The following is a 238-nucleotide window of genomic DNA, read 5'->3' on the forward strand; positions in this document are numbered from 1 at the left end:
GATGCCGCTGCGTCTCGCGTTGCAGAAGTCGAAGAACCTGGTGTCGATCCGCATCCTGTCGTATATCGGCACGAAGTACGCGCAAGACTTCGTCACGCAGCGTTTCGGTTTCGATGCCGACAAGACCCCGCCGTATCTGCCGATGGCGCTCGGCGCGGGGCTCGTCACGCCGTTGCAATCGGCGGGCGCGTATTCGGTGTTCGCCAACGGCGGCTATCGGATCAACCCGTATCTGATC

General features: G+C 61.8%; 1 protein-coding gene. It reads left to right on the forward strand.

Features of this window, described 5'->3' with window-relative positions:
• Nucleotides 1-238, forward strand: a 238-nt coding sequence (locus SB822_RS60770; RefSeq protein WP_410859608.1) for a penicillin-binding transpeptidase domain-containing protein, incomplete at both ends; no start/stop codon positions are given.

Origin of the sequence: Paraburkholderia sp. SIMBA_054, assembly GCF_046534875.1 — a bacterium.
Classification (GTDB): Bacteria; Pseudomonadota; Gammaproteobacteria; order Burkholderiales; family Burkholderiaceae; genus Paraburkholderia; species Paraburkholderia hospita.